The following is a 21,519-nucleotide window of genomic DNA, read 5'->3' as shown; positions in this document are numbered from 1 at the left end:
CATGGAAGATGATTCTGTTCCTCGTGCCGTCACGCCGGTCGTCCTCCACTTCGACGCCACCTGCCCCTTCGCCTGGGTCACCTCCCGGTGGCTGCTCGAAGTCGAACGACTCCAGCCGATCGACCTGCGCTTCCGGGTCATGAGTCTGTCCGTGCTCAACGAGCATCGCGAACTTGAGCCCTGGTACCGGGAGTTCAACGACCGGGCCCGGGGCCCGGCCCGGGTGTGCGCGGCCGCCGAAGCCCTTCACGGCAACACCGTCCTGCGTGATCTGTACACCGCCCTCGGCCGCCGCTTGCACCTGGAGCGCAACAACGACCACGACGTGGTCATCACCGAGTCCCTCGACGAGCTGGGGCTGCCCGCGTCCCTGGCCAAGGCCGCGCACGGCGTCGGCTTCTTCGGTCCCGTGCTCGCCTCCATACCCAAGGGGGACGAGGCGATCCGGCTGTTCCAGGCCACTCGGACACTGGCCGGGACGGGTGCATTCGCCGAACTGAAGCGGGGGCGCGGTGCACTCGACGTCCGCTGAACCCGACGTTCGCACCCGCCGCCGGCTGATCGCCGCAAGCCTGGTCAGCTCGATCGGCGACGGCATATACGTGCCCCTGACGATGCTGTTCATCTACTCGCTCACCGGCCTGTCGCTGACGTCCATCGGCGCGGGCCTGACCATCGCCGGGCTCTGCGCCCTGGCCTTCATGCCGGTCGCGGGCATCCTCATCGACCGGTTCAGCGGTCGACGGGTACTCATCGGCGTGCTCGCGCTGCGGGCGGCCGGCTTCACCGCCTACCCGTTCGCCGACTCCTACCCGGCGTTCCTCATGGTCGCCCTGGTGGTCGCCGTGGGAATGTGGGCCTCCTCGCCCAGCCTGCACGCCCTCATCGGTGAGATCGCCGAAGGAGCCGAACGGGAACGCCTGTTGGCGTGGGACCGCAGCCTGCGGAACGCCGGCATGGGATTCGGCAGTCTGGCGGCGGCGGGCATGCTGGCGTGGAACGGCAGCGCCGGCTACGTCGGCGCGGCCATGGTCCTCGCCGCGGTCTTCGCCGTCGCCGCTGTACTGGTGGCGCGGATCCCGCCCGTCCACGGCGGGGCCGGGGGACAGGAAGGGACTCGGGACGGATACCGGCAGGTGCTCGCCGACCGGCCCTACCTGCTCATCACGGCGGCCAACTTCCTGATCGCGTTCGGGTACACCGCCCAAGCCATCGCCCTGCCCATCTTCCTCACCCGCGACGTCGGCCTACCAGACGCCCTGGCCGGAGCCGTATTCGCACTCAACACCACGCTGGTCGCCGCGCTCGGTGTCCCGGTCGCCCGCCTGAGCCTGCGCGGCAGACGCACCCGCGCGGCCGCATTCGGCGCGGTCATCTTCGCGCTCTCGTTCGCCGCCTTCGCGGCCCTTCCACGGCTGGCCGGCGGTACGGGCGCCATCGTCGCCGTCCTGGCGATCGCAGTCCTCTACACCGTCGGTGAACTCGTCCACTCCGCACCGTCGCAGAGCCTGTCGATCCGGGCCGCACCCGATCACCTGCGGGGACGGTACCTGTCGACCTACCAACTGTCCTGGTCGCTCTGCCGCACCATCGCTCCCGTGCTGCTGGGCTTCCTGCTCGACGCCGGGCAATGGCACCTGTGGACGGTCCTCGCGCTACTGGTCCTGGTCGGCGCGGCGATCCTGCTCCGCGCCGAGCGCGTGCTGCCGCCCCATGTGGTCAGCGGCACCCGGAAGGCCACCGCCACACATCCTCGGAAGGCCATGACCCGGCGACCTCAATAGGCCGCTCAGGGAACGGGCGTGGCCGGCCGGCCCCCGACCATCACCAGCAACCGGGCACCCGGAGACAGGTATGCCCGCGTCGGCCGGATTCCCGCCTGGTGGCGCGACCGGGAAGGTTCGCCGGGGCCTGCGCCTGCTGTTCGTCGAGGGGTACCGGCCGCCCGCACTCCAACGGAAGTACTTCGAGGCGTATGCCGACGAACTGCGCACGAGCAACCCCAACTGGTCGGCCGAACAGCTCCGTTCGATGGCCGGCCGATACGTGTCCCCGCCCGAAATCGCTCCGCACGGCGCGGGCGCGGGCGCGGCCGTCGACCTCACCCTGGTCGATGCCGGCGGGCGCGAACTGGACCTGGTACACCGATGAACGCGAACCCGGAGGAGAGCGCGGGTGCTTGCTGCACCGCCGCCCTCAACATCGGTGAGCAGGCCCGCGCCAACCGGAAGCTGCTGGGCTCCGTGCTGACCGCCGCGGGTCTGGTGAACCACCCGACGGAATGGTGGCACTGGTCCTTCGGTGACCGGTACCGGGCCATGGTCACGGGAGAAGTCGCCGCCCTCTACGGTCCCGTGGAGAGCAACTCCCACCTCTGACCAGCACGACGAGCAACCCCCGGGGGTATCGGGCGGATGTCGCCGAACGGTGATGAGATCATGAGAGCCGGATGCGGGGCCGTGCGGCGCCGTGCGGCGGTGCGCGGGAGGACAGGGCGTGGCCCAGGGGCGGATGACGTACAACGTGCGGTACGGGACGTCCTCGCCGGTCGTCATCCACCACGATGACGACGCGGGGCACGATGGGCATGTCGCCATCGGGCTGCTCTGCCGTGTGCCCGACGGCTACGGAAGCGCCCCGCACCCCACCACGCGTACCTTCGACGTCGTCGGTGAAGGACGGGCCTCGATCGCCCGGGTGTCCACGGAGCAGACGGGCTCGCGCCTGAGCGGACGGCCCGCCGTGTACCGCGTCGACGACCAGTACGGCGCCCCGCTGGGCCGGATCACGTACCGGAGCGGACGCGCCCTGCGCGGCGCCCGGGCCCGCTGGACCGTCGAGACGGTGACCGGACGCCGCGTGAGCGGCTTCCGCGGGCGCCTGTTCTGGTGGGCGCTGTGGTGGCCCGTCGGCCTGCCCGTGAGCCTGGTTTGTCTGATCCTGTCCCTGCTCGGTGAGGGCGACGGCGCCTTCGGCAAGCCGCGCAGGGTGATCTGGCGCGACTCCTCACGCCGCGCACACCTCGTCTTCCGGGGGATCGAGGACGAGTACCGTGTTCTCGACGGGAGTTGGGACCCTCGGCTGGTGGCCGCACTGCTCGGACTGCACCAGTCGTACGATCCGTCGGAAGGCAGCGGCGCGCACGGCTGGTACGTCAGGCCTTGAGCCCGCCGTCCGACACGCCGTCCTGACGGAGGGGCCGCGCCCGTGCGCGGGTCGGACCGTACTTCCGCCGGCCGGTCGGCCTTCCTCGGTTGCCGGGCCGCTGCCTGCGGGGACATGCGCGGCCACCGGCGCGGCGGCATCGCGAGCGCTGAGATCGGTGCCGAGGACCCGCGACGGTGCCTGCGGTGACGACTGCGCGTGCACGCGCCGCACCCCGTTCCCCACCGGGGGCACGTGGGCAACCTCCGTACGGAACGGGTCCGCGGTACGACCGAGCAGGCTGAACCGGCCGTGCGACGGCCACGGGAAGGGCGCGCGCGGGGCCGGCCGCGCGTACCAAGGGGGAGCGAGCTGACGTCGCTCGCGGCCGCCTCTCCCGGGCCGCCCGGCAGAGCCGGCTCCGGATACGGCTCGCCCGACACTTCAGCGGAACGTTCGATCATGCACCCGGCGTAGGCCGTCAGCGATCAGGAGCCGGGGGACCCGCGGCGATATGCGCCTCACGCGCCTGTACCTGTCACGCATGGACGAGCACGCAGGAGTGCGAACGCGCCCCGGCCTTCGGCGCCGGGAGCTCACCGCGGCCCCCTGTGTCGGCGATGCGGTAGCCGACTCCCGCCGTGGTCGTGATGACCGGGGGATCGCCCCGTTTGCGGCGCAGGCGGCCGATCGTGACCGTGACCGCAGGGGTGAGGGGGTCGGTGTTCTCGTCCCAGAGCTGTTCCAGGAGCTGTTCGGCGCTCAGGAACCCGGGGCTCCACCAGCCGGGTCACGCTGGGGGTTCAATGGTGATCGGCCGGGTAGGCGATGGCGACCTGATGAACCGCCGGCGAAAGGTTACTGCTCATGTTGATGGCTCACCCGGCCGTACTTCCCGGACTCGTCGACCGCTACTGGGCGCTGGCCGTGCTCGATGCCGCGGAGGAGGGCTCGCCCGTACGCCGGGAGATCGAGGCCGTGGAACGGGCCCTGTGCGTGGCCACTGGCACCGGGGACATCCACGCGGCTCTGATCGCCGCGCGTCATCAGCTGCCGGGGGCGGGCATCCTCGACGACTCCGTGCTCGCTCCTCACTGACCCGTTGGAGTACCCGGCTCCCATGCCTGCCCTCATGAGAGCGGGCCGTTGTGGGATTCCCGGTCGGGTTCGGTGTTCAGAGGTGCCACTTCGCCGGCGGAGCGGGTGTCGGCCCCGGTCCGGCCTGCGGTACACTGGATCTTGAGCTCGCCACCCTGAACAAGGGTTGTCGGGTCCGGCGTTGGTGGTCCAAGGAAAGACATCCCACTTCCCGTGGGGGAATGCAGGTGCAAGGCCTGCCCAGCGCTCGATCAAGGCCCCGGCCTCCTTCATGGAGACCGGGGCCTTCTTGCTGCTCGCCGAACTCCGGGGCGACTCCGTGCCCGTGGCCGTCGCGGCGGGGCCGCTCACGGGCCACTCGTTCGCGAGGGGCGCCTGCGGGCCGGAGCCGATCGCCGGCAGTGGTGTTCGCGGGCCCCCGCCGCCTACGCGACCTGGAGGTTGTAGGTCACGGAGAGGGAGAACGATCCCGCAGAGCCCTCGATGGTCAGGGAGGCCGTCCCCACGGGGACCGGCCCCAGCCGGACCCACAGTCCGCAGCCGTGAGTGGCCAGCGAACCCGCCTGCCCGGTCACGGGGTTGCCCTCGACCCCGGTGATCCGGATGGGGGTGGGCTCGATCCGTTCCACGGCGACCTCGGCGGTGCCGAGCCTGACGGTGCCCTTCGCCTCGGCCAACCGTGCCGAGCACTCGGCCTTTGTGCCGGTGAAGTTGAGCAACGGGAAGACCACCGGGCGTTCCGCCGGGATCGAGCAGCGCCGCTCGGCCTTGCCGCCGAAGGTGCCCGCGAGGAACCAGGCGTCGGTCGGCTGGTTCTGTGCGCAGAAGCTCCCGTCGGGGTCGGTCACCGGGTTGGAGTCCTCCGGGCTGGAGGCCGCCCAACTCCACCACCGGCTCTGGAGCTCGCCGGTGCTGAGCTCGGCGATGCCGGGTTGCGGCTGACGTGCGACTTCCGAGGCGTCGGGCGCTGTACAGGCACCGACCAGCAGGGCTGCTGCCCCGACCAGAGCGAACGATCTTCCTATGCGCATGCCGGGAGAATACTTGCCGTCTCCCGGAGTGCGGCACGCAGGACAGTGCTTCCGGCACCTCCGCCGTCAGCCCGCCGGCCGCTGCCCATCTCGCCGCCGTCGCTTGCCCCCTCCTGCCCTGGCACGCCGCCCCGAACCCGTCGCCCGCAGCAGCGGCGGCACGGTGACCAACGAGCGAGGCCTCGCCTGCTCCGAGGTCTGGCTCTGCCTGCCGGACGGATGAGCACCACACCGTGGTACCGCTGCCGCCGAGGCGCTACTGGGGGCGGCCCGAGTGGAGGGCCGCCAGGCCGCGGGCGTGGTCGAACGCTGCCACGGCATCCTGTGCGTCGGTCCAGGGTGCCGCTCCGCACCACCCGCCGATGAGCCGGAACTGCGTCAGAGCCTCCGCGTACCGGCCCGTCTTGACGAGCACGGCGGCGTACAGGTGTCGTATCGCGGGAAGCCGTCGGTCCTGCGGGTCGGCCTGCGCCAGGTCGGCCTGGATACGGGCGAGCATGGGCTTGGTGGCCCAGGTGCGGTAGGCCGCCTCGCCGTCCTGGAGGGCTGCCTCGTGCACGGCATGCAGGTAGATGCCCGATATCAGGCTCCCGGCCGGAGCCGACGTCGCCGCCTGCTTGGCGAACTTGAACATCAGCTGGTGGGAGCCGTACCACTTCGCGCACCAGTACTGGAGGGCCTGCCAATGCGCGTCGTAGTGCTGCGGCGCACGGCTCGTGAGCTCGCTCCACAGCTGACGGAACTCGTCGTGGGAGAGGCCCAGGCCGCGCGCGGCGGCGATCATCGTGACCCACGGTGAGGGGTCGCCGGGTGCCAGCCTGGCCGCCTCGTGGGCGGCGTACATGGCGGTCGGCAGCAGCTCGCCGAACATGGCGACCTGCGCGTCGGAGGTCTGCTTGATGTCCTTCTCGCCGCGCGCCGCCCAGGCGCGGAGCAGCAGGGCGTGGGCGTGCACGACGACGGCGTCGGCGTCCTGCGGCCGCTTGGCGCGCCAGATGCGCAGCCAGCGCTCATCCTCCACGGCCACGTCCGCGAACACCTCGACGAGCCGCCAGCGCTCCGCCCAGTCCTGGCGTTCCGCGGTGTCCGCGAGGAGTCCGGCCGCGGGTTCCCACTCGCCGTTGAGGGCGGCGTCGACGGCGAGGCGCAGCGCGGGCTCGTCCCGGGGCGGGCCGGAGCGCCGGCCGTCGAGCTGCTCGCGGGGGACGAGGCCGTAGGCGGAGGCGTCGAAGTGCCGAGCCCTACGGTTGCGGACGACGAGACGGGTGGTGTGGACGAGCGCCCAGAAGAGGGTGGCCAGACCGACGGCAGAGATGATGTTGGTGAGCACAACGGGTCATCATCCCTGGTCGGGGTCACGGTAAGCGCACGCTGCGGCAAAGTACCGGACTCGTTTTCGGACCCGGAGCCACCCGAGCCACCCGATCCTCTCCGACGTCCGCGGGCCATGAGGGCAGGGCGCGGGGCTCGATGGGCCGCTGTCGCGTCCCGCCTCCGTACGGGGCCGGGTACCGGGGCCGTACGGAGGCGGGACGGGTGGTGGTGCGTGGGGATCAGGTGCCCAGGGGGGCGCCGCGCCACTGCTGGTTGGTGTGCTGCGGGGCGCAGTCCCAGATGCCGAGGCGGGTGCCGTTGCCGGTGGCCCAGCCGAGGGCGTCCAGGCACTTGCCCGAGTGGACGCTGCGCAGCAGGCCGTCCGGCAGGAGCTCCCACTTCTGGTTCAGGCCCTGGTGGCAGGTGTTGAGCCCGATGTGGGACCCGTTCTCCGTCTTGGCGTACTGGACGTCCATACAGCGGCCGAGGGCGCGCACGGTGCCGTCGCTCTCCAGCCGCCAGGCCTGGGCGTCGGTTCCGTTGCACTGGTACAGCTGGATCGGGGCGCCGTCCTTGAGGCTGCCGCCCTTCACGTCGACGCACTTGCCGGAGTGGACCCCGGTGATCTGGCCGGAGCCCGGCGGAGGCGGAACGCTGCAGTAGATCTCGACGAGCACCTGGTAGTAGCCGTTGCCGCCGATCGGATTGGCGGCCGGGCCCGCCGAGCGGGCGCAGCGCGAGGCCTGGTAGCCCTCGTTCACGGCGGCGGCGTAGGCGGTGTTCCAAGCCGCGTCGACGGCGATGTTGTACGGGCCGTAGCCGGTGCCGAGGAAGTACTTGGGGGCGGTGGGCGCCAGGGCGGCGGCCGGGACGGCGGTGCCGCGCGCGGGGGCGGCCGCGGTTGCACTCGCAGTGCTGCTCGCCGCGGCGGGCGCGGCGAGCAGGGTCGTCGCGGCGAGGAGGGCGGTGGCCGTGGTCGACAGCCATCGAACCAGCTTCACTCCGGACTCCATTCGGGTAGGTGGTGGCCGTGCAGGAAGGTGCGCCGCCGGGGCCCCGCGGTCGTTTCAGACCCTAGCCGCGGCTCGCTGCCGCGGAGTCTCACCGAGGTATCAACTCCAGCCACCGTTCGGCTGGTTGACCGCTGACCCGGTCGGGCGCCGGATGGGTATCGTCCGGGGACCGTGAAGATCCCCCCGGGCCTCGGTGCCCTGTCCGCCGCCCTCGCCTCGCACTCCGTGGTCAACCTCTGCGGACCCCTCGGCAGCGGGAAGAGCACACTGGCCCGGTGGCTGCCCGTGGTCGCCCGCGTCGACCTGTGCGGGCTGCCGGCCTCCGTCGCCGCGGAGCGGGTACGGGTACTGCTCGCCCGGGCCCCGGAGGGGGACGGGGTACTGCTCATCGACAGCCTGGACGGCCCTGGCCAGGCCGAGGCCGTGACCGCGGTCCTGGCGGAGCCCCGTCCCTCCGACGCCCCGGAGGCCTCAGGTCTGCTGGGAGCCATGGGGGCCATGGGGGTCATGGGGTCCTCGGGACGTCGGAGTCGGGCACCGGGGGCACCGTCGGTGCTGGTGGTGAGCCGGCGGTCGCTGCGGGGGCTGTCCGGCTGGGCGGACCGGCACTCGCCCTCCGTCGTACCGCTGAAGCCGTGGCCGGCCGAGGACATCGAGGACCTCGTCAGGGCGGCCGGTCTGGAGGACGAGGAAGCGGTGGCGTTGGCGGTGCGCCTCGCGGGCGGGTACCCGTTGCCGGCCGCCCTGGCCGCCCGCGAGTTCCTCGCCGGCACCCCCGCAGATGCGCCCGGAGCCGTCGCCGACGCGGTGACCGAGGAGGTGCTCGGGCGCCTCGACCGCGAGCGGCCGCGGTCCGGGGGCCGGGACCGGCACGCGCTGCGGCTACTGGCCACCGTGGGCGCCGGCGACGAGCGACTGCTCACCGCGGGGCCGGAGGTGTTCTCCGCGCTGGGGGCGTTGAGTCTGGTCCGGCGGGGGCCCCTCGGGCTGGCGGTGCGCGAACCGTACCGGTCGCTGTTCGAGCTGGCCTACGCCTGGCGCAGGCCGCAAGCCCACCACGACGTCCGGACGCGCGCGGCCGGGTACCGGCAGACGTCGCTCACCGAACGCCGGGACCCGCGTGAGCGGGCCCGGATCGTGGAGCAGGGGCTGTTCCTGTCCGGCGAACCCGCTCTGCGGCGTTCGCTGTTCCCGCCCGTCGAGGACGATGCGCTGATCCGACCCGCCCGCTCCGGCGACGCCGATGACATCGGACGGTTGATGCGTCGCTGGGCGGTCCGCAACGGCTTCGACCCGCGCCGTTCGGAGCGGGTCACGGAGGGCTGGCTGGCGTCGGCCCCGGCCGCCTTCCACCTGGCCCGGGACCGCGACGGGGCACCGGTCGCGCTGGCCGCCCTCGTACCCGTCGGGCCGGACACCGCCGACGACATCGAGCCGCTGCTCCAACAGCACGCCCCCGACCTCCTCGCACCCCGACCGGCGACCGACGGCGATGCCGGCCCGGGCGGCCCCGACGCCGAGTCCGGCGACGGGGGCGGGGCCGGTGCCGGACTGTTCCTGGGGGCGGCGTACGGGGCGGACACGGGCGCGCACGCGCAGATGCTGCGCCACATCCTGGTGCAGGCGACCCTCGCCGGGCACCTCCTCGTCTCCACGGCGAGCCCGGATTACCAGAGCCTGCTGCACGCGCTGAGCTTCCGCCGGCACGGCGGCATCCGGGACGACGTCTACCGGTGCGGGCGCCGCCCGGAGGTCTACAGCCAGGAGTTCACCGCCACCGGCCTCGCGGGCTGGATCCGCCGCCTCGGCGCGGGCCCGGCCGCCGCAGGGACCTTACTTCCGACCGGGGCGAGCCCGGCGGCCCTGATGGGCCAGGACCTGCCCGCCCTGGTCGGCCGGGCCCTGGCCGGCCTCCGGGATCCGGGCGGCCTCGCCGGGAACCCCCTGCTGGCCCTGCCGGAGCTGTCATCCCCGCCCCGGCTGCGCGCCTGGCTGACCGACCGCGTGGCCGCCCTGGCCGCCTGCCCCGCCTCCACCGACAGGGAGGCGGGCACCATCCTGGTCGCGTACTACCTGGGCCGGTCCCGCACCCACCAGCAGATCGCCCGCGCCCTGCACCTCAGCCGTGCCACCTACTTCCGCAGGCTCCGCCGCGGCCTGACCCTCCTGGCCACCCAACTCCCTTCGAGTCAACCCCCGCCGATCGGCCACCGGTGAGCGGCGAACGCCGGTCCGGGTAAGGGATCGGGGCCGGGGGCGGGGCGTTCGACGGCCACGGATCCGCAGTGCGGTCCGGCGCCCCCGGCGAGCATGGCGCGGACCGCGGATTCGGGACGGCGCGCCCTGGCGCGGTTGGGGCACCGGCGGCTTCGGGCGCGGGGCCGGGAGCAGGGGGTGGCGTTCTCACGGCCGGGCGCGTTGGGCTAGGTTCCGGGCGTGACTCACGATCGCGGACGACTGCTGGCCGGCCGGTACCGGCTGGCCGAACTGCTCGGCCAGGGCGGCATGGGGACCGTATGGCGGGCCCACGACGAGCAACTCGACCGGGAGGTCGCCCTCAAGGAGCTCCGGCTCCCGGACGACCTCGACGCCTCCCTGCGCGAGGCCTGGATGGGCCGCCTCGACCGCGAGGCCCGCGCGGCGGCCAGGCTGAAACACCCGGGCGTCATCACCGTCCACGACCGGATAGCGGGTGACGACGGCCGCCCGTGGATCGTGATGGAACTCGTTCACGGCCGCTCCCTGGACGACCTGATCAAGGAGGACGGACCGCTGCCGCCGGCCCGGGTGGCCAGGATCGGCCGACAGGTCCTGGACGCGCTGCGCGCCGTCCACGCCACGGGCGTCACCCATCGGGACATCAAGCCCGCCAACGTGCTGCTCGAAGGCGACCGGGTGGTGCTGACCGACTTCGGGATCGCCGCCGTGGAGGGCGAGCCCGGTCTGACCCGGACGGGGGCCCTCATGGGTACCCCGGCCTACATGTCTCCCGAACAGGTCCGGGGTCTGCCGGCGACCGCCGAATCCGACCTGTGGTCCCTGGGAGCAACCCTGTTCACCGCTGTCGAGGGACACCCTCCGTTCAGCGGCTCCGGATCCTGGGCCGTCTTCGTCGCCGTCGCCACCGAGGAACCCGCCATCGCCGTCCGCGCCGGCGCGCTCGCCCCCGTGCTGGCGGGCCTCCTCCGCAAGGACCCGGCGGAGCGCCTCACCGCCGAGGAAACGTACGACCTGCTCGCCGGGCCGGCGGGAGGAAGGGAGCTCCCCCGCCCGGACCGCGCGCCGACAGCGGCGTCCACGCTGCGGCTCGGTGCGGCGCCGGACGCCGCACCCGGAGCGACTCCACCGGTACGGGATTGCGCCCACCCTGCCCGGCGACGGTGGTACCGGACGGTCCGCCTGGTGGGCGTCGTCGTGGCCGCGCTGCTCGCGGTGCCCTGGTGGTTACCGGAGTCCGGATCCCCGGATGACGACTCCGGCCGCACCCGCGCGACCGACTCCACGACGCCCACGCCCCGCTCCCCGTCCCCCTCCTCTCCCGCAACGGCCCCCACACCCCGCTCCCCGTCCCCTTCTCCACCCGTAACGACCACCCCGTCCGTCCCGCTCCCGTCGACCCCCACTCCCGGTCCCGCACGCGCCCCCCTCGACCGCCAAGCCATCGAGCGCGTCTTCTCGCTCTACATGAACGGCCTGGCCGACCACGACATGACCTCGCTGCGCCGAGGCACCTGCCCCCGGCTGCGCGCGGGCCTGCTCGGGTTCGTCCTCAACGGCTACTTCGTGGACCGCTGGGAACTCCAGCCCTACGAGATCCCGCCGAACATGGACGAGCTCAGCGTGGAAGCGAAGATCACCCGGCGGGACACCGAGACCGGGAAAATCGCGGGCGACGTCCTCAACCAATGGATCATCGAGCGGGACGAGAACCAGCAGTACTACGTCTGCGGCTGGCTCAACGAGGAGTGACCCGACGGAACACCGCGCACGGCGGCCCCGGCCGGTGTGCGCGCGGAGAAGGCCGGAGCCGTCGGAACACCGAAGCCCCTGCGCGCCCGGCGGCGCCGGATGCCGGTGTCCGGGTACGTGCGCCGGCTCCGGTCGCCGGCCCGGTGACCGCCCCACCGTGGAACCGCTCCCGCACATCACGCCGACCGACGGTGCACGGCCCACCCACGCCTTCACCCCGGGACGCCCACCGGCGCACGAGCCCGCCGGGCCACGAGGGGCCTGCTCGCCCTTCGACGCGGCCGTCGTCGGCATCGTCGGCCGACCCGTACGGACACGACGGGGCCCGGACGTAGCCCGATAAGATGTTCGATGCTCATGGCGGCGCACGCGTGCCCCACGGGGCTTACGGAGCATGCGTGTTGGCCGGGGAGAGACATCAAGTGAGCTGGAACAGAGCGATATACGGAGACCGGTCGGCGCCCGGCGGCGCGCTGCGGGCGTTCTTCCGGTCCTGGGCGGGGGACATCACATCCGCCCCCATCGCCGAGCAGGTGAAGGACGGGCTCATCTCCGGTATGCGGATCGCACGGACCGTGCTCGGGCTGGTCGCGGCCACCGGGTTGGTCGTGGTCTATCCGCTGAGCAGTGACGGGGCGGAATTCGTTCTCGGCAAGCTCGTCGAACTGGGCTTCGCCTGTGTGGTCCTGGCGGTCGGAAGCATCATCGGCATGACGGCCTTCATCGTCGCGAGCACCCCGGACAGACGCCGTGACTTCGCCGAGCGCGTGCGCAGGCCGATCAGCGCGGGCTTCATGCTCTTCATCGGCCCCATCTGCGCCTGGGTGTCCTTCCAGACCCTCCGGGGCGACCTGATCAGCGGTGACGACCTGTATCTCTTCTTCTCCGCCTTCGCCGGCCCGGGATACACCTCCTCGCTGCTGGCCATCCTGACGATGGTCATCGGCTGGCTCGCAGCGCTCGTACTGCTGCTCGGTTCGGTTCCCTTCTCCTTCCTGGCCTGCTATTCCTGTCTCGTCACGTGCCTCCGGGCCTCGGACGTGCACCAGCTGCTCCCGGCGTTGCTCTCGCCGTTGCTGGTCTGGTCGCTCCTGGCGTTCCAGCTCTTCATCGGTCCCGACGTCGCCGCGCCTCCGGAGGTGCTGTACACCTTCCTGCTCAGCGGGCCCCTGTCCGTGACCGCGCTCTCGGTCTGGGAGGTACGGCGCCTGGGCAGGCGCCACGGGGTCACCCTGCGGGTCGCACTGGGGCGCTGAACGGCCCCCGGGGTCGGTGCGTGACCGGTCGAACGCGCAATGCATGATGGGCGAATGAGCAATCGAGAGGAACTGCCCGCGGCAGTGGACGCGGAAGCACTGCTCACCCTGAGCCAGGGGCACCACGAGCGCACCGCACGGAGTGCGGGCACTCGACAGGTCGGCGGCCATCTGGTGAAGACCTACTCCCTCCAGGCGCCGGGCCGCACCGTGACGGAACAGGACGTCGCCGCCGCGCTGCGGATCACCGAGGCACACCTGGGGCTCGGCCGCACCCGCGGGTCGCTCGGGCTCGCCGTCCTGATCCTGCACGCCGGCGCCGACGGCGACTACGTCCTGGTCCACAACTGGATCGAGGGGCACATGTCGGACCTGGCCGTCTTCACCGGACCGGCCGGACAGCCCGACCAACTCCGCCCCGGCCGTACCGGCCTGGCCCCCTGTGTCTGGGAAGCCGCCATCCTGGCCCACGAACGCGACGCGTTCTCACGACATGTCCTCGACGGCAGCGGCACGATCACGAGCCGGCTGGCCGCTTGGGGTACGGACACCCTGACGGGACCCGTCCGGTGAACGGCTTCCCGACCGTGCGGCACGCGGGCGCCGTCATGGCTTCGAGGTCTCCGCGCGTCCGCTCCAGGTCGAAGTTGGCCAGGGCCGCCGGGTGAGGCGGCCGAGTAGGGTGTGGCGCGACACGAGGGCCTGAACGGGAACCCGCGAGCGGCTTCCCGGTACCACCACGAGGACAGGGACAGACCATGGCAGCGCGACGCATCGCGGTCTTCGGCGCCGGCTACATCGGGTTGGTGACCGGTGCGTGCCTCGCCGAACTCGGCCACCGCGTGACGCTCCGCGACATCAGCCCCGAGCGCGTCCGCATCCTGCGTGCCGGTGACGTCCCCATCCACGAGCCCGGACTGGGCGACATGATCGCCCGGAACAAGGAACGGCTCTCCTTCACCCTGGACCTCACCGAGGCCCTCACCGGTACCGAAGTCGCCTACGTCTGCGTGGACACCCCGCCCTCCGCCTCCGGCGACGCCGACCTCACCCGGGTATGGGAAGTGATCCGCTCCCTTGCCACAGCTGACGACCTGCGCGCCGTCGTCATGAAGTCCACGGTCCCCGTCGGCACCGGCGCCCGAGCCCGAGCCCTGTTGAACGAGATCGGACTCTCCCGCGTCGGCTACGTCTCCAACCCCGAGTTCACCGCCGAAGGCCGGGCCGTCACCGACTTCATGGCCCCGGACCGCATCGTGATCGGACAGGACGACGAGGCCGCCGGCGCCCTGGTCGCCGACCTGCACACCGGCATCAACGCCCCGGTGGCGACGATGGACGTGAAGTCCGCCGAGATGGTCAAACTCGCCTCCAACGCCCTCCTCGCCACGAAGATCAGCTTCGCCAACGAGATCGCCACCCTGTGCGAGAACACCGGCGCCGACGTCACCGAGGTTCTCGGAGCCGTCGGAATGGACCACCGCCTCGGAGCCCACTTCCTGCGCCCGGGGATCGGCTGGGGCGGCAGCTGCTTCCCCAAGGACAGCGAAGCCCTGCGCCAGATGGCCTCCAACACCGGCTTCCACCCGCAGCTCCTCACCGCCGTGATCAACGTGAACAACATCCAGAAGCGCCGCGCGGTCCAACACCTCAAGGACGAACTGGGCGACCTCGCCGGTAAGTCCGTCGCCCTCCTGGGCATGGCGTTCAAGCCCGGAACCGACGACATGCGCGAAGCACCCTCCACCGTGCTCGCCGGCCGCCTCCTCGCCGAAGGCGCACACGTACGCTCCTGGGACCCCCTCGCCCGCCCGGCCGCCGGACAGCCGTGGGACTCCGTGACCCGCTTTCCGACCCCGGCACAGGCCCTCACCGGCGCGGACGCGGCAGTGATCGTCACCGAATGGCCCGAACTCGCCGAAGTCGACTGGACCCAGGCACACGACGTCATGCGCACACCGGTCATCTTCGACGGCCGGAACCTCCTCGACCCGGCCCGCCTGCGCAACATCGGATTCCGGTACACCTCCGTGGGGCGACCCTGATCCGGGGCGTTCACGAGGAAGCGGGCAGCGCGTCCGAGCCCTGGGAGGGGGCCGAGGCGAAGCACCATCGAACGGCTGTGGCCCTCCATGCGCGCCGCCCTCCCCGCCCCGGCGCTGCCCCGCCCGGCCCACGTTGTTGACCCGGAAGGGGCCGGTTGCCCCACCCGGCGAGCGCGGTGGAGGCGGCGTGTTGGTCGGGGCCGGCGATGGTGAGGCCGATCCGTACCTGCCGGTGATGTCACCGGCGGCGTCGGGCCGCGCCCGGATGTGGCGCAGGCTCGGGAGGACACACCGTCGACGGTGGCGAACGGAAGCGGGTGCGCACCGTCTTCCACGAGCCGTAAGGTTCCGGCGGCTTACACCACGCTCTTACGGGCCAACGGCTGCCCGGCGAAGCTCACTCCTGCCAGGCCATGGGCCATGAGGTTGCGAATGTTGCCGTGATCAGTGTCGTTCGGCGTGGCCAGCACACCGCGGTAGTGCTCGCCGAATGCCTGCAGCGCCTCTTGGTCGCTCAGCCCTTCCAGCAGGGCCAGTCCCAGCGTCTTGCAGGAGCCCTCGTTCGTACCTGCGGCATTTTCCAGTTCCCCGTTGCGGAACGCCTGCGGCTGATAGTCGTAATGCGCGGCGACGAAGGCCAAGGTGTCGGCGAACTCGTGCTCACCCGACGCAAGGCTTGCCCGCAGCGAGTTCAGATCAGTCATGGTGGTTCCCCTGGGTTGGACGGACGACCCGATCGCCGTCCGTGACCGGACGACAATACCCCCCGTGCGGGCAGCCGGTAGGGATCGGGCCGCACGTCCCAACGGTCGGTGTCTTCGCAGGTCACGATGTGAGACGGTGCGATACGCCGGGAGTTGATTCAGGTCCGGGCCATCGGCCGCGAGGGCGGTGCCGAGCGCACGCCGTCGCCGGTCCCCCCGGTTCCGCCCGCGAGCTCGCACAGGGTCGGCGCGTCCATTCCCATTGCTGGTGCATGGGAAGCGGTCAGCGCTGGACGGCCCCCGGTGGGGTGGCGGTGCCGTTCAGGCAGTGGTCGAGGAGCGCGTGCATGCGCGGCACGGTGAGGGCTGGATTGGCCGCAGCGCCCTCGGCGGTACGGGGGTCGGCGAGGAGGGCCTCCAGGGCGTCCGGTGACAGGTTCGGATTGCCGGCCGACGCGAGGCGCACCGTCGCGTCGGAGTCCTCCAGCGGGGGGTGGGGCAAGGCGGGATCGGCTGCCGCCAGAGCCCGTACCTCGGGGTCCGGGTGGTCGATGAGGTGAGCCCGGCCGGTACGGGGGAACGTGGGCAGCGCCAGCAGGTGCGGACGGTGTGCCGGGCGGGTGACGAAGACATCCAGGAGGAGGTGCGGCGGAGCCAGCGGGTGATGGCAGGCCAGCCGGATCCTCACCCCCTCGTCGTCGTCCTGCGCGAGCGTCCCGGCGAGTTCCGCCGACAGGCCCGGCCAACTTGCCGCGACCCGCCGGAGCACCGGCTCCTCGGACACCGCGCAGGTGGCGAACCAGTCGGGTGACGGCCCGACGGCCGGGTCGATGTCCGGCCTGTTGAACGGCTCGCCGATCGGGCAGACGCAGTCGGGACCGTGCCCGAGGACCTGGTCGATCGCCCAGTACTCCGCCCAGGTACGGGGGGAGGGGTGGAGGCGCGCGTGCATCCGCACGACGGCGTCCGGGTCTTCCCTCAACTCCGCCACCAGGTCCGGTCCCACGTCGGGCCGGACGGCGACCGACGCGCGGACCTCCGCGTCGGGGTGGCGGGCGAGCCGGGCGAGGACGTGGGCGGGGATGTGCGGGTTCCGGGCCATGGGGAGCACCGTGCCGTCCGTGAAGCACTGCTCGACGAGCGCGGGGGACAGGGCGCACGTGCCGAACACGAATCCGTTGCGCGAGCCGAAGGACGGCAGCATGGCCTCGACCCGTCCCGGGTCCAGCCGCCAGTTTCTGTCCTGCGCCTCTGCGCGGACCGCCGGGTCCGGATCGTCGAGCAGCCTCGCCCGCTGCGCCGGCGTGAGTGACTCCCACCTCCACGTCGCCCGTATCCGGAGTTCGGGGAGCTTGTGCCCGGCGATGGAGCGGAAGAAGGACAGCGGGATCTGCCGGGACGAATCGAGCTCCCCGACGATCTCCTTCGCGGTGACCTTGCCGTCCTCGCCACCGTCCTGGGCCATCAGAAGGGTCATGAGGACGTCGTCCGGCAGCGGGCGGACCGAGCGGGAGTGGTGGCGGGGGTGGGGGCCGGAGGCGAGCCACCCGCGGACGATCCCCGACGGGTCCGACGCCAAGGGGGCGAGCCGTGCCGGGTCGACGTACCGGTTGCGGGCGAACGCGCGACGGATGACCCCGGCCGGATGGCGCAGGGCCGCGTCGATGACGGCGTCAGGCAGGTCACGACCCTCGCACATCAGCAAGCCGGCCTCACCGGCCGCCGGATCCAACAGCCGTACCAATACGTCGGAGGGCGCCGCCGGATTGAAGGCGATGCCGCGGAGCCACGGTTCACGCGGAGAGTCGAACACCGTGTCATCCTGCCACCTCGCCGCATCCCCGTTGCGTCCGATCCGGCCTGGGTCGGCTCTGCGCCGACAGGGTGCCGCTCGACCGGGATGTCCGATATCAGCCGCATGGTCGGCCGATCGGTCCCTGGTCCGCTGTGGCCCGCGCAGGACAATCGTCGTATGCCCCTCTCGAACATCGCGTTTCCCGTCGCCGTCAGTGCCGTCAGCGCCGTCATCGCCCTGGTTCCCCTGACACATCACGTGTCCGCCGCGGACACCTCCCCTTCGGGGGCATCGGCCGCGTGCAAAGGTGCCAGGACCTGCTACGTGGACGTCTCCGTCGCCCAGATCTGGGAGAGCCCCGACAAGGTGCGGACGGTGGACGCGAAGGCACTCACCAACCCGGTCGACATCAGGGGCTGGTTCGCCGCGATGGCCCACGACATCAACCTCCGCCGAGACGTGCCGGGGGAGACGCAGGCCCTGTACGGGGGCCGGGTCACGGTGGTGGAGACGACGACGAAGGACGGCGTGCTCTGGGACAAGGTGGTGGTCCACGGCCAGCCCACGCCCCGGGACGCGGCCGGCTACCCGGGCTGGATGCCCGACCGGCAGCTGACGAAGCTCCGGAAGAAGGCCCCGTCCGGCACGACCGTGGAGCGCGTCAGCAGCCCGACGGCCCGGGGCTACGGCTCGCGTCAGGCACTGGCGGCGGGGGCGCCGTCCAAGGGAGGCACCGAGTACTCGTTCAACACGGAGTTCGCCGTGAAGCCCGTCGCCGGCGCTCCGTTCGTGGTGGAGGCCCGCGCCAACGACGGCACGCCGATCTACTTCGAGCGCGCCCACCTCGCGAAGGTCCCGACGTCCGGGGTGACCGGCGACGACGTCGTCGCCGAAGCGCGCAAGTTCCTGGGCCTGGAATACCTGTGGTCCGGCACCGCCGGATTCGGGTACGACTGCTCCGGCCTGACGAGCCAGGTGTACTCCACCCTCGGCATCACCATCCCGCGCGACAGTCAGCCGCAGTTCGACGCGGGCGGCGGTGCGGCGCCCGCCGGCTCGGCCGAGGGCGAGCGGATCACATCGCCGAGCGACCTTCGGCCCGGCGACGTCGTGGGCTTCGGCAGCAGCACATCGAACGTCACCCACGTGGGCATCTACGTCGGCAGGAACGACCAGGGCGAACCGATGATGATCAACTCGCCCCGGACCGGGGAGAGCGTGAGGGAGGAGCCCCTGACGAACCGCCCGTTCGTGGGCGCCACCCGCTTCATCGGCTCCTGAACTCCCGCCCCGGCGCACTACTGGCCTGCCGGACCACCGAGCCCGGCAGGCCCGGTCGCCGGCCCCGCGACGCCACCGGTGTCCCGGACCGTCGTCTCGGTGCCGCTCGCCCCGGGCGAAGAGTGGATCAGCGGGTTCACCGACCGCGCACTCGACCACAGCCGTGAGCAGGGAAGTTCACCGTGGCCCGGGCCGTGCCGGAACGGCCGCGGGCGGTGTTGGACACGCAGCGGCCCGCAAATCGTTGGACGGGGCGCGTACGCGTGTACTGGGATGACCCGACCGCCCGTTCCGTCCGGAGGGCCGACCGCAGGAGCCGTACGTGGCGACCGAACGCACCCCGCACCTCACCCCGGTGATCGGCACGGAGCTGGTGAGGCGCTTGGTCGACACCCAGTTCCCGCAGTGGGCCGGGCTGCCCCTTACTCCGGTCGACCCGGGTGGATCGGACCACGTGATCCACCGGCTGGGCGGGGAACTGTCCGTACGGCTGCCGCGCCGCGCGGCGGTCGCCGAGCAGTTCCGCAAGGAGTTCGACTGGCTCCCGCGACTTGCCCCGCACCTGCCCTTGGCCGTCCCGGCGCCGGTGAAGGCGGGCCGGCCCGCCTTCGGCTATCCGTGGCCGTGGTCGGTGTCCCGCTGGCTGGACGGTGAGCAGGCGACCGTCGAGACCCTCGCCGACTCGTCCGAGGCGGCGGCCGGCCTGGCGGGCTTCCTGAGGGCCCTCCAGCGGTTCACGCCCGGGGACCTCCCGACCGGGGACGTCCCGGCGGGCCTGTCCGCCGCTCCGTTGGCTGATCGCGACGGCGACACCCGGGCCGCCATCGCCCGGTTCGCCGGGGTGTTCGACGCCCCGGCGGCGACCGCACTGTGGAACGCCGCACTCGACGCTCCCGGCTGGGACCGGCCCCCGGTCTGGTTCCACGGTGACTTCCACACCGGCAACCTGCTGACGGTGGGCGGCCGGCTCAGCGCGGTGATCGATTTCGGCGGACTCGGCATCGGCGACCCCGCCCGTGACCTGACCATCGCCTTCACCCTGCTGTCCGCGCGAAGCCGGGCGGTCTTCCGCGCCGCGCTCGACGTGGACGAGGCGACCTGGACGCGGGGGCGCGGTTGGGCTCTGGCCACGGGCCTGAACGCCTACACCGCCTACGCCGCGGTGGACTCCCGGATCGCCGCGCAAACCACCCGCCAGATCACCGAGGCCCTCATCGGCTAGAGCTGTGGTCGGGCGCAGCACCATGCGGCGGCCCGGCCGCCTCGCCCGCACTCCCACCGGGAGGGCGTTGCCCGGGGTGCGTCGGCCTCACGCAAGGCACGCCCGTGCCGTCTCCGGTGCGAGGCGGTGCTCCCGAGGGGTGACCCCGTAGGCGGTGCGGAACGCACGGCTGAACCCCGCGGCATCGGTGAAGCCCCAGCGTCTGGCCACCGCGTGCACGGGGAGGGTGGAGAAGACGGGGTTCACGAGATCGGCCGAGCACCGTTCCAGCCGGCGCCTGCGGATCGACTCGGCCACCGTTTCCCGCCGGCCCGCGAAGAGCCGGTGCAGGAGCCGCACCGAGATGTGATGGCGGGCCGCGATGACCGGCGGCGACAGGTACGGGTCGGCGAGGTTCGCGTCGATGAAGAGGTCGAGCCGCGTCAGTAGTAACTGGTGGCGCGTGTGGGGCGGCAGGCGGTCCGAGGCGTCGAGGTGATGGGCGAGGAAGGCCGTGGCCAGGTCCCACGTCAGCACGCCGAGACGTTGTCCGTCCCCTTCGGTGAACGTCGCCGCCTCCTCGACGACGGAGCCGAGGTGACGGGCGAAGACCGCTCCGACCCCGGTCGCGGACGGGAGGGCCCGAGCGAGCAGCCGGTCCACCTTCGCCTCGGGCAGCGGGACGAGCGCGCGCGGCAGGTGCAGGACGACGGCACGGGACGGCTCCGCGCCGGGGTCACCCGTACCCAGACTGCTGTAGGGCCGCGAGGAGCTCCACAGGTTGAAGTGCCCGGGCACGAGCAGTGCTTCACGGCGCGCTTGAGAGACGCCCATCGACCCGTCGAGGACCAGCGTCAACTCGTACGTCTCCGGGTCGGATCGGCGGATCAGGCGAGGAGTGCGCTCCGATCTCATCGTGGGGAAGGACATCGTGGCGATCTGCGCGATGCCCAGGGACAGGACTCCCATGCTGCCGGTGAAGCCCGCCGGGTGATCACTCGTGATCGAGGTGGGGCCGGCGCCCTGGCTCACCGTCTCCCGCCACCATTCGAAGCGGTGCTCGGGCGGCAGATCGGCCGTGTCGTAGACGGTGAAACCCATGTGCCCCCTCCCTCACCACCGCCTTGCCGTGGGGCGGCCGTTCCATCGTCGGGAGGAGATCGCGCGGCGGCCACACCGCGCGCCGGCGCACGGCCTGATGTGGCTGTCGCCCGCGCCGACGAGCGGAATGAGGCGAAACGCGCCGGCCGGGGCAAGGCCGCTCACCAGTGGTACCCGAGGCCGAGGAGCGGACGGCGGGGGACCGGGCCGCCGGCCCGATGGGCCCATCGCCCGCTATGGCGGGTTGTCGCCGGTCGTCCACCGGTTCCGCGTGCGCCGAGGACCAATGATGCGTGCGCTGTGTGCCAACGACCACGGCCCCCGTCCGACGGCAGACTTCAGGTGTCGCCGACTCCGGCGGATCACGGGGAGAACCAGAACCAGGACCAGGGGGTGGGGAAGGTGCCAGGGGCAGGGGGGAAGAGCGGCCGGACGCCGGACGAGCAGGAGCGGTCGCGGGGCACGAGTGGTCCGCGCGGGCCCGGCGAGCCGGCGGACGGGAACGGAAGGCCCCGGCGGGCCCGACACCGGCGGCGGGCCCGCACCCCCATGGCCGTGCTCGGCCTC

At 72.2% G+C, this 21,519-nt stretch carries 17 protein-coding genes and 2 pseudogenes; 12 read left to right on the top strand and 7 right to left on the bottom strand.

Annotated features, from left to right (window positions below; genetic code table 11):
• Position 1 precedes the first annotated feature (1 nt).
• The 4 genes and pseudogenes from NOD94_RS19360 to NOD94_RS19345 all read left to right on the top strand — a co-directional run bounded on the left by NOD94_RS19360 (position 2) and on the right by NOD94_RS19345 (position 3,165).
• Positions 2-532: a disulfide bond formation protein DsbA gene (locus tag NOD94_RS19360; RefSeq protein WP_281207239.1), complete on the top strand. Its 531-nt coding sequence runs from the start codon at positions 2-4 to the stop codon at positions 530-532.
• Positions 513-1,784 (top strand): MFS transporter, encoded by a 1,272-nt coding sequence (locus tag NOD94_RS19355; protein ID WP_281207238.1) that lies wholly within the window; start codon positions 513-515, stop codon positions 1,782-1,784. The genes NOD94_RS19360 and NOD94_RS19355 overlap by 20 nt, the downstream gene beginning before the upstream one ends.
• 124 nt (positions 1,785-1,908) lie before the next feature.
• A pseudogene (locus NOD94_RS19350) lies at positions 1,909-2,378 on the top strand (M15 family metallopeptidase); the annotation flags it as partial.
• 118 nt (positions 2,379-2,496) lie between these two features.
• Positions 2,497-3,165 (top strand): hypothetical protein, encoded by a 669-nt coding sequence (locus tag NOD94_RS19345; protein WP_281207237.1) that lies wholly within the window; start codon positions 2,497-2,499, stop codon positions 3,163-3,165.
• Positions 3,166-3,763: 598 nt separating this feature from the next.
• Here the strand turns inward: NOD94_RS19345 and NOD94_RS41430 are convergent.
• Positions 3,764-3,910 (bottom strand): annotated as a pseudogene (locus NOD94_RS41430) (helix-turn-helix domain-containing protein); the annotation flags it as partial.
• A 101-nt stretch (positions 3,911-4,011) separates the two neighbouring features.
• Here NOD94_RS41430 and NOD94_RS19335 point away from each other — a divergent pair.
• Positions 4,012-4,242 carry a DUF5133 domain-containing protein gene (locus NOD94_RS19335; protein WP_281207236.1) on the top strand — a complete coding sequence of 77 codons (231 nt, stop codon included), beginning with the start codon at positions 4,012-4,014 and terminating at the stop codon, positions 4,240-4,242.
• Positions 4,243-4,667: 425 nt separating this feature from the next.
• Here NOD94_RS19335 and NOD94_RS19330 read toward each other — a convergent pair whose 3' ends face one another.
• The 3 genes from NOD94_RS19330 to NOD94_RS19320 all read right to left on the bottom strand — a co-directional run bounded on the left by NOD94_RS19330 (position 4,668) and on the right by NOD94_RS19320 (position 7,588).
• Positions 4,668-5,273, bottom strand: a complete 606-nt coding sequence (locus NOD94_RS19330; protein ID WP_281207235.1) for a signal protein — start codon at positions 5,271-5,273, stop codon at positions 4,668-4,670.
• A gap of 256 nt (positions 5,274-5,529) precedes the next feature.
• The gene (locus NOD94_RS19325; RefSeq protein ID WP_281207234.1) at positions 5,530-6,603 is read right to left on the bottom strand and encodes a DUF4034 domain-containing protein; all 1,074 of its coding nucleotides are present in this window, start codon (positions 6,601-6,603) and stop codon (positions 5,530-5,532) included.
• A gap of 223 nt (positions 6,604-6,826) precedes the next feature.
• The gene (locus NOD94_RS19320; RefSeq protein ID WP_281207233.1) at positions 6,827-7,588 is read right to left on the bottom strand and encodes an RICIN domain-containing protein; all 762 of its coding nucleotides are present in this window, start codon (positions 7,586-7,588) and stop codon (positions 6,827-6,829) included.
• A 183-nt stretch (positions 7,589-7,771) separates the two neighbouring features.
• On the opposite strand from NOD94_RS19320, the gene NOD94_RS19315 reads away from it, so the two are divergent.
• The 5 genes from NOD94_RS19315 (at position 7,772) to NOD94_RS19295 (ending at position 14,870) form a co-directional block, all read left to right on the top strand.
• Positions 7,772-9,817 carry a hypothetical protein gene (locus tag NOD94_RS19315; protein WP_281207232.1) on the top strand — a complete coding sequence of 682 codons (2,046 nt, stop codon included), beginning with the start codon at positions 7,772-7,774 and terminating at the stop codon, positions 9,815-9,817.
• 219 nt (positions 9,818-10,036) lie between these two features.
• The gene (locus NOD94_RS19310; protein ID WP_281207231.1) at positions 10,037-11,569 is read left to right on the top strand and encodes a serine/threonine-protein kinase; all 1,533 of its coding nucleotides are present in this window, start codon (positions 10,037-10,039) and stop codon (positions 11,567-11,569) included.
• 422 nt (positions 11,570-11,991) lie between these two features.
• Positions 11,992-12,825 (top strand): hypothetical protein, encoded by an 834-nt coding sequence (locus tag NOD94_RS19305; RefSeq protein ID WP_281207230.1) that lies wholly within the window; start codon positions 11,992-11,994, stop codon positions 12,823-12,825.
• A gap of 54 nt (positions 12,826-12,879) precedes the next feature.
• Positions 12,880-13,398, top strand: a complete 519-nt coding sequence (locus tag NOD94_RS19300; RefSeq protein WP_281207229.1) for a hypothetical protein — start codon at positions 12,880-12,882, stop codon at positions 13,396-13,398.
• A gap of 185 nt (positions 13,399-13,583) precedes the next feature.
• Positions 13,584-14,870, top strand: coding sequence for a UDP-glucose/GDP-mannose dehydrogenase family protein (locus NOD94_RS19295; protein WP_281207228.1), 1,287 nt, complete (start codon positions 13,584-13,586; stop codon positions 14,868-14,870).
• A gap of 356 nt (positions 14,871-15,226) precedes the next feature.
• Here the strand turns inward: NOD94_RS19295 and NOD94_RS19290 are convergent, their stop codons facing one another.
• Together NOD94_RS19290 and NOD94_RS19285 are read right to left on the bottom strand one after the other, a co-directional pair.
• Positions 15,227-15,574 carry a HopJ type III effector protein gene (locus NOD94_RS19290; RefSeq protein ID WP_281207227.1) on the bottom strand — a complete coding sequence of 116 codons (348 nt, stop codon included), beginning with the start codon at positions 15,572-15,574 and terminating at the stop codon, positions 15,227-15,229.
• A 283-nt stretch (positions 15,575-15,857) separates the two neighbouring features.
• Positions 15,858-17,387, bottom strand: a complete 1,530-nt coding sequence (locus tag NOD94_RS19285) for a hypothetical protein (protein ID WP_281207226.1) — start codon at positions 17,385-17,387, stop codon at positions 15,858-15,860.
• 159 nt (positions 17,388-17,546) lie between these two features.
• Between NOD94_RS19285 and NOD94_RS19280 the strand changes: the two genes are divergently transcribed.
• Together NOD94_RS19280 and NOD94_RS19275 are read left to right on the top strand one after the other, a co-directional pair.
• The gene (locus tag NOD94_RS19280) at positions 17,547-18,650 is read left to right on the top strand and encodes an NlpC/P60 family protein (RefSeq protein WP_281207225.1); all 1,104 of its coding nucleotides are present in this window, start codon (positions 17,547-17,549) and stop codon (positions 18,648-18,650) included.
• 322 nt (positions 18,651-18,972) lie between these two features.
• Positions 18,973-19,872 carry an aminoglycoside phosphotransferase family protein gene (locus NOD94_RS19275; RefSeq protein ID WP_281207224.1) on the top strand — a complete coding sequence of 300 codons (900 nt, stop codon included), beginning with the start codon at positions 18,973-18,975 and terminating at the stop codon, positions 19,870-19,872.
• An 87-nt stretch (positions 19,873-19,959) separates the two neighbouring features.
• Here the strand turns inward: NOD94_RS19275 and NOD94_RS19270 are convergent, their stop codons facing one another.
• Positions 19,960-20,952 (bottom strand): helix-turn-helix domain-containing protein, encoded by a 993-nt coding sequence (locus NOD94_RS19270; protein ID WP_281207223.1) that lies wholly within the window; start codon positions 20,950-20,952, stop codon positions 19,960-19,962.
• Positions 20,953-21,519: the final 567 nt, after the last annotated feature.

It is taken from the genome of Streptomyces sp. Isolate_45, assembly GCF_024721315.2.
Taxonomy (GTDB): Bacteria; Actinomycetota; Actinomycetes; order Streptomycetales; family Streptomycetaceae; genus Streptomyces.
The sequence above is the reverse complement of the archived record's forward strand: the minus strand, read 5'-3'. Positions and strand labels throughout refer to the sequence as shown.